This is a genomic window from uncultured Microbacterium sp., from assembly GCF_963521695.1.
Taxonomy (GTDB): domain Bacteria; phylum Actinomycetota; class Actinomycetes; order Actinomycetales; family Microbacteriaceae; genus Microbacterium.
In genome coordinates, this window is sequence record NZ_CAUQWC010000193.1 from 1 (window position 1) to 6,732 (window position 6,732).

Consider the following 6,732-nt stretch of genomic DNA (forward strand, 5'->3'; position numbering starts at 1 on the left):
TCCGGGGCGCGGTCGCGGTGGTTTCGTGACCGCTCGGAACCGGGGTCTCGGGCCCTCAAGGCACGGGCCTGACGTGCGGACGCGGAGGTTTCGCGACCGCACGGCACCGGGGTCTCGTGACCTGAGGGCATAGGCCCGACGGATGGACCCGGAGATCTCGCGGACGGGGTTACGGACGAGCACCGACGGCGATGTCACCGCACCGCCGCCACCAGCTTCTTCGCGAATGCCGCAGGTTGCGAGAATTGCGGCCAGTGGCCCGAACCGAGGTGCACGACTTCGACGTCGTCGATGCGACCGAACTCTTCGGCATACGCGCCCCAGTCCGCGAGCACCCGCGGCAGGGATTCGGCATCGAGCTGACCGGACAGGATCGTCACGGGCACGGAGAACCGACGGTCGTCACCGAGGGTGATCGGGGAGGTCGGCACGCGCCCGGGAACGTCGACCACCTGTTCGGCGGTGCGGCGACGCGTCTCGTCGTCGATGTCGGCGACGTCGTCGTGATCGAAGAAGTCCCAGCCCGGGAAGTGCACCACACCGTCGTCGACGGGGAGCTCCGAGATCATGGCCCCGGGGTGCGGCACGATCGTGTCGACGAGGATGACGCGGGCGATGCGCTCGGGGCGCCGGTCGGCGGCTCCCCACACGACGTTGCCCCCGCCGGAATGCCCGACGAGCACGACGGGCGCATCGAGACGGTCGATCTCCGCGACGACGGCGTCGACCCAGTCGTCGATGACGAGATCGCCGACCGCGGGGCCCGGCATGCTCAACGGGTGCGGTCTGTGCCCTGCCGCCTCGAGAGCGGGGACGACGTCGTCCCACGACGACGCGGTGAGCCAGAGTCCGGGTACGAGGATGATGTCCATGCTCGGAGCGTAGGACGGGGTTCCGACATCGGGAAGAGGAGCTGCCGGCGGACCGGCGGAAGCGGGCGGCGGGCGCTTCCGCGGGCGCCGGCACATCGCGAGGGCGGACGTCCTTCGCGCGGGGAGGTCCCGGGACGGGCGTCGCGCGACCGCGTCAGCGAGGCAGCAAAGCGACGACCTCGGCGAGGTCGACGGCGTCGATCACGAGATCGGCGCGCTCGCGCACGGCGGGCTTCGCGTTGAAGGCCAGCCCCAGGCCGGCTGCCCCCATCATCTCGAGGTCGTTCGCGCCGTCGCCGATCGCGAAGGTCAGAGCGAGGGGAACGCCGTGGTCGGCGGCCCAGGCCCGCAGCGTCTCGGCCTTGGCCGTGGCATCCACGATCCCCCCGTCGACCTCGCCCGTGAGCGCTCCCTCAGATGCCGCGAGCCGGTTCGCGCGCCACACGTCGACGCCGAGATCGGGGGCGATGGTGTCGAGTACCTCGTGGAAGCCGCCCGAGACCACGCCGACGACTCCGCCGCGCTCGTGGACCGCGGTGATGAGCTCGCGCACGCCGGGGGTGGGCTCGATACGGGCGATCGCGCGGGCAAACGCGTCGGTGGAGACGCCGGTCAGCGCTTGAACCCGGGAACGCAGGCTGGTGGCGAAATCGACCTCTCCGCGCATGGCGGCTTCGGTGGCGGCGGCGACCTCGGCGCCGCGACCGGCTTCGTCGGCGAGGAGTTCGATGACCTCGTTGCGGATCAGGGTGGAGTCGGCGTCGAGCACGACGAGGAAGCGGGCGGGCGCAGGCACGCGCTCGACCCTAGCGGGTCGCGAGGATCGGCATCGATCGCAAGGGGCGGCGTCCCGGTGGGCCCGGTCGCCGGAAGGGCCCGGACGGCGTCACAGCGACTTCCGGGTCTCTCCGTGTCGCACACCGACGTGGATGTCGGCGGGCGCGCGTAGGCTTTTCCGGTACCCCAGACCTTCGAGAAGGGACCCCCCATGGCTGACGTCGAGAGCTTCACCCTGGACCACACCGCCGTGCTGGCACCGTACGTGCGCCTGATCGGCTCCGAGTCGGGACCGCGCGGCGACGTCATCTCGAACTTCGATCTGCGTCTCGTGCAGCCGAACGAGGGAGAGATCCCCACCGCGGGGCTCCACACCATCGAGCACCTGCTCGCGAGCCTCGTGCGCGACCGCATCGAGGGACTCATCGACATCTCGCCGTTCGGATGCCGCACCGGCTTCCACGTGATCATGTGGGGCGAGCCCGATGTGGCGTCCCTCGTCGACGCGATCTCCGACTCTCTGCGCGCGATCGCCGAAGACGTGCAGTGGGACGACGTACCCGGCACCGACGCGTACAGCTGCGGCAACTACCGCGACCACAGCCTGCACAGTGCCCGCGAGTGGTCGAAGGCCGTGCTCGAGAAGGGCATCAGCCGCGATGCGTTCGCACGCGTGGGTGTCTGACCTGGCGACCGCGTGGAAGCGGTGAGCAGCCGCTACGCGTTCGCGTGCGTGAACGTCTGAACGGGCGTCGGCGCGATGGCGGTGATCACCTGAGACGCGTTCGCGCGTGCGGGTGTCTGAACGGGCGTCGGCGCGGAGGCGGTGATCCGCCGCGATCCGTTCGCACGCGCGGGCGTCCTGTCGCCAGCGAGGCGTTGGCGCGCGTGGGCTTCTCAGCGCCGCCGGATCAGGATGCCGAAGGGGCGGTGACCATCGCGGTCACCGCCCCTTCTGGCATCCGGAATCCCTGGCATCCGGCTCAGTTCACGCGTGGACGTGCACGTCCTTGCCGACGACGGTGATGCCGGTCTCGGTGACCGTGAAGCCGCGGGCGAGGTCGCGGTCGCGGTCGACGCCGATGGTCGCACCGGGCTCGAGTACGACGTTCTTGTCGAGGATCGCGCGGTGGATGCGCGCTCCCGCGCCGACCTGCACGCTGTCGAAGAGCACCGAGTCGGTGATCGTCGAGCCGCCGCCGGCGAGGGCCCACGGTCCGACGACGCTGCGCTCGAGGTGCGTGCCCGACAGCACCGAACCGAGCGAGACGATGGAGTCGATCGCGTTGCCGATGCGGCCGACCGAGTCGCGCACGAACTTCGCCGGCGGGGCGTTGAACGTCTGCGAGTAGATCGGCCAGTCGGTGTTGTACAGGTTGAAGATCGGGAGGGTGGAGATCAGATCCATGTGGGCGTCGTAGAACGACTCGATCGTGCCCACGTCGCGCCAGTACGAGCGGTCACGCGGCGTGGAGCCCGGAACGTCGTTGCGCTGGAAGTCGTAGACGGCCGCTTCGCCGCGGTTGACGAAGTAGGGCACGATGTCGCCGCCCATGTCGTGCGCCGAGGTCGGCAGCTCGCCGTCGTGGGTGACGGCCTCGACGAGGGCGTCGGCGTCGAAGATGTAGTTGCCCATCGAGGCGAGCACCTCGTGGGGGGCGTCCGCGAGCCCCGTTGGGTTCTGCGGCTTCTCGAGGAATTCGCGGATCTTCGTCGGGTCGGTCGGATCGGTGTCGATGACGCCGAACTGGTTCGCGAGTCCGATGGGCTGACGGATGCCGGCGATGGTGGCGCGCGCGTCGGAGGCGATGTGCGCATCGAGCATCTGGTTGAAGTCCATGCGGTACACGTGGTCGGCGCCGATGACGGCGACGATGTCGGGCTTCTCGTCGCGGATGAGGTTCATCGACTGCAGGATCGCATCGGCCGAACCGGAGAACCACCGCTTGCCGAGGCGCTGCTGCGCGGGAACGGACGCGACGTAGGCGCCCAGCATCGGTGACATGCGCCACGTCTGCGAGATGTGGCGGTCGAGGCTGTGCGACTTGTACTGCGTCAGCACGACCAGCTGTCTGAGGCCCGAGTTGATCAGGTTCGAGATCGCGAAGTCGATCAGGCGGTACTGGCCGCCAAACGGGACGGCGGGTTTCGCGCGATCGGCCGTGAGGGGCATGAGTCGCTTTCCCTCGCCGCCGGCGAGGATGATTCCGAAGACCTTCGGCGCTGCAGGCATGGCACCACACTAGGGGGCGCGGGGGGATGCAGGTATACGTGTACGGCGCGCCGCGCGCTGTACTACGGTTCGTCTCATGCGCGTCGACATCGTGACCAAGGAGTACCCGCCGGAGATCTACGGGGGAGCCGGGGTCCACGCCACAGAACTGGTGAAGGCGTTGCGTTCCGAGGGCACCGAGGTGCAGGTTCGCGCCTTCGGCGCTCCGCGCGACGAAGCCGACACGACCGCCTACGGCGTGCCGGCCGAGCTGGCCACGGCGAACGGCGCGATCCAGACCCTCGGCACCGACCTCGAGATCGTCTCCGACGTCGCGGGCGCCGACGTTGTGCACTCGCACACCTGGTACGCGAACTTCGCCGGCCACCTGGCATCCCTTCTCCACGGCATCCCGCACGTCGTCACTGCTCACAGCCTCGAACCGCTGCGGCCGTGGAAGGCCGAGCAGCTCGGCGGCGGGTACGCGGTGTCGAGCTACATCGAGAAGACCGCCTACGAGGGCGCCGCCGCCGTCGTCGCGGTGAGCTCGGGCATGCGCGACGACATCCTGCGCAGCTACCCGTCGCTGGATCCCGCCAAGGTGCGCGTCATCTACAACGGCATCGACACCGAGTCGTGGCATCCGGTGTCGGATGACGACTTCCTCGCGTCGGTCGGCATCGATCCGTCGCGTCCCTCGGTCGTCTTCGTCGGGCGCATCACGCGGCAGAAGGGTCTGCCGTACCTGCTGCGCGCCGCCGAGCGCCTGCCGAAGGACGTGCAGCTGATCCTGTGCGCGGGTGCCCCCGACACCCCCCAGATCATGGCCGAGGTCCAGGAGCTCGTGCGCGGTCTGCAGGCGACGCGCGACGGTGTCGTCTGGATCGACCGGTTGCTGCCGCGCAACGAGCTGTGCGCGATTCTGACCTCTGCGACGACGTTCGTGTGCCCGTCGGTGTACGAGCCCCTGGGCATCGTGAACCTCGAGGCGATGGCGTGCGGTGCGGCGGTCGTCGGGACCGCGACCGGTGGCATCCCCGAGGTCGTCGTCGACGGCGTGACCGGCCGACTCGTGCCCATCGAGCAGGTGCAGGACGGTACCGGCACGCCCGTCGATCCCGAGCGCTTCGTCTCCGATCTGGCTCGCGTTCTCGCCGAGGTCGTGACGGATGCCGACGCGGCTCGCGCCTATGGGCGGGCCGGTCGTCAGCGGGCGATCGACGACTTCAGCTGGGCGGCGATCGCGGAGACCACCGCTGCGCTGTACGCGGAGGTCGCGGGGAAGTAGCCGGGTGTCGCGCGGGGCTCCGCACAGAGCTCCGTGCGCCGAGGGTGGGTGGGGCCCGATCGGCTGTCCCCAAGCCGCCGCGTCTCACCGGGGGCGGGGTCGCGCGCGGCTAGGCTAGCCGCATGCCGCAGGTGCTGGAGTTCTCCGATGTCGTCGTCCGCCGCAACGGTCGGGACATCGTGTCCCACCTCGACTGGACGGTCGCGGACCACGAACGTTGGGTCGTCCTCGGACCGAACGGCGCCGGCAAGACCACCGTCCTGCAACTCGCCGACACCCTGCTGCACCCCACGTCGGGTGCGGTGACGATCCTCGGCGAGCGGCTCGGACGAACGGACGTGTTCGAGCTGCGCCCGCGGATCGGCTTCGCCTCCTCGGCGATGGCACGTCGCGTGCCGCCGGAGGAGACGGTGCTCGACGTCGTCCTGACCGCGGCCTTCTCGGTCGTGGGGCGTTGGCGCGAGGACTACGACGACATCGACGAGCGACGCGCGCTGCGGGTGCTCGCCGAGTGGAAGCTCGACCACCTCGCCGATCGCACGTTCGGCACGCTCAGCGACGGCGAGCAGAAGCGCGTGCAGATCGCGCGAGCCGTGATGACCGACCCCGAACTGCTGCTGCTCGATGAGCCCACGGCCAGCCTCGACCTCGGGGCACGCGAAGAGCTGCTCAGCCTGCTGTCCGGGTACGCGCAGGCTCCGACGACGCCGGCGATGGTGATGGTGACGCACCACGTCGAAGAGATCCCCGTCGGGTTCACGCACGTGCTGCTGCTGCGCGACGGTGAGGTCGTGGCATCCGGTCCCCTCGGTGAGGCCCTGACCGCAGAGAACCTGACGGCGACTTTCGGCCTGGAGATCGCGCTCACCCACGAGGGTGGGCGTTACGCCGCGCGGGCGGTGTGAGGCGGGGAGTCCGGTTCAGGGGTCTGGTCTGGCGGCTGATGTGTGGCGGGCCCGAGTGCCGGATGTCGGGGTGTCGGCATCGTGGTTCGATGCCCGGCTGGCCGTCGCTCGGACCCCGGCCTGGTAGACTCTCCCGTTGGTGCCCTCGGCACCGCAGACTTTGACGTCCTGGCAGAATCCAGGGCACCACTTCTCAAAGGACCTTCCATGAAGACTGACATCCACCCCACGTACAAGGCCGTCGTGTTCCGCGACCTCGGTTCGGGCGACACGTTCCTCACCCGCTCGACCGTCTCCAGCGACAAGACGATCGAACTCGACGGCGTGGAGTACCCCGTCATCGACGTGGAAATCTCGTCGGCCTCGCACCCGTTCTACACGGGCAAGCAGCGCATCATGGACTCGGCCGGTCGTGTCGAGAAGTTCAACCAGCGCTTCAAGAACTTCGGCGGTCGTTGAGTTTCAGCGCATTCGCTTCGAGAGCCCCTCGTCCTTCGGGACGGGGGGTTTTCTTGTTGTGAGTGTCGGGTGGGACGGGTGTCGTCGGTGGGGGTGGTGTGCGGCGGCGGTGCGGGTGTGTTCGGTGGGGCGGGGGTGATGTGCGGCGGCGGCGGTGCGGGTGTGTTCGGTGGGGCGGGGGGGATGAGCGGCGGCGGTGCGGGTGTGTTCGGCGGGGGG

7 protein-coding genes are annotated in these 6,732 nt (G+C 69.5%); 4 read left to right on the forward strand and 3 right to left on the reverse strand.

What is annotated here, in order from left to right; genetic code table 11:
* Window positions 1–194: 194 nt before the first annotated feature.
* Window positions 195–872, reverse strand: a complete 678-nt coding sequence (locus RWP81_RS12905) for an alpha/beta hydrolase (RefSeq protein ID WP_314456713.1) — start codon at window positions 870–872, stop codon at window positions 195–197.
* 154 nt (window positions 873–1,026) lie between these two features.
* Window positions 1,027–1,668, reverse strand: a complete 642-nt coding sequence (gene serB / locus RWP81_RS12910; RefSeq protein ID WP_314456715.1) for a phosphoserine phosphatase SerB — start codon at window positions 1,666–1,668, stop codon at window positions 1,027–1,029.
* Between the two features lie 192 nt (window positions 1,669–1,860).
* On the opposite strand from serB, the gene RWP81_RS12915 reads away from it, so the two are divergent.
* Window positions 1,861–2,334, forward strand: coding sequence for an S-ribosylhomocysteine lyase (locus tag RWP81_RS12915; RefSeq protein ID WP_314456717.1), 474 nt, complete (start codon window positions 1,861–1,863; stop codon window positions 2,332–2,334).
* A 303-nt stretch (window positions 2,335–2,637) separates the two neighbouring features.
* Here RWP81_RS12915 and glgC read toward each other — a convergent pair whose 3' ends face one another.
* On the reverse strand, window positions 2,638–3,882 hold the full coding sequence (glgC, locus tag RWP81_RS12920) for a glucose-1-phosphate adenylyltransferase (protein WP_055955094.1): 1,245 nt from the start codon (window positions 3,880–3,882) through the stop codon (window positions 2,638–2,640).
* Window positions 3,883–3,958: 76 nt separating this feature from the next.
* On the opposite strand from glgC, the gene glgA reads away from it, so the two are divergent.
* The 3 genes from glgA to RWP81_RS12935 all read left to right on the forward strand — a co-directional run bounded on the left by glgA (window position 3,959) and on the right by RWP81_RS12935 (window position 6,513).
* Window positions 3,959–5,149, forward strand: a complete 1,191-nt coding sequence (gene glgA / locus RWP81_RS12925; protein ID WP_314456720.1) for a glycogen synthase — start codon at window positions 3,959–3,961, stop codon at window positions 5,147–5,149.
* A gap of 122 nt (window positions 5,150–5,271) precedes the next feature.
* The gene (locus RWP81_RS12930; protein WP_314456721.1) at window positions 5,272–6,054 is read left to right on the forward strand and encodes an ABC transporter ATP-binding protein; all 783 of its coding nucleotides are present in this window, start codon (window positions 5,272–5,274) and stop codon (window positions 6,052–6,054) included.
* A gap of 207 nt (window positions 6,055–6,261) precedes the next feature.
* Entirely contained in the window at window positions 6,262–6,513 is a 252-nt protein-coding gene (locus RWP81_RS12935; RefSeq protein WP_013586710.1) for a type B 50S ribosomal protein L31, read from the forward strand.
* The last annotated feature ends 219 nt before the right edge of the window (window positions 6,514–6,732 follow it).

Bases quoted from the DNA above. Each gene is read 5' to 3' on its own strand.
- RWP81_RS12905 (WP_314456713.1), bottom strand. From the start codon at position 872: ATGGACATCATCCTCGTACCCGGACTCTGGCTCACCGCGTCGTCGTGG.
- RWP81_RS12915 (WP_314456717.1), top strand. From the start codon at position 1,861: ATGGCTGACGTCGAGAGCTTCACCCTGGACCACACCGCCGTGCTGGCA.
- glgC (WP_055955094.1), bottom strand. From the start codon at position 3,882: ATGCCTGCAGCGCCGAAGGTCTTCGGAATCATCCTCGCCGGCGGCGAG.
- glgA (WP_314456720.1), top strand. From the start codon at position 3,959: ATGCGCGTCGACATCGTGACCAAGGAGTACCCGCCGGAGATCTACGGG.
- RWP81_RS12930 (WP_314456721.1), top strand. From the start codon at position 5,272: ATGCCGCAGGTGCTGGAGTTCTCCGATGTCGTCGTCCGCCGCAACGGT.
- RWP81_RS12935 (WP_013586710.1), top strand. From the start codon at position 6,262: ATGAAGACTGACATCCACCCCACGTACAAGGCCGTCGTGTTCCGCGAC.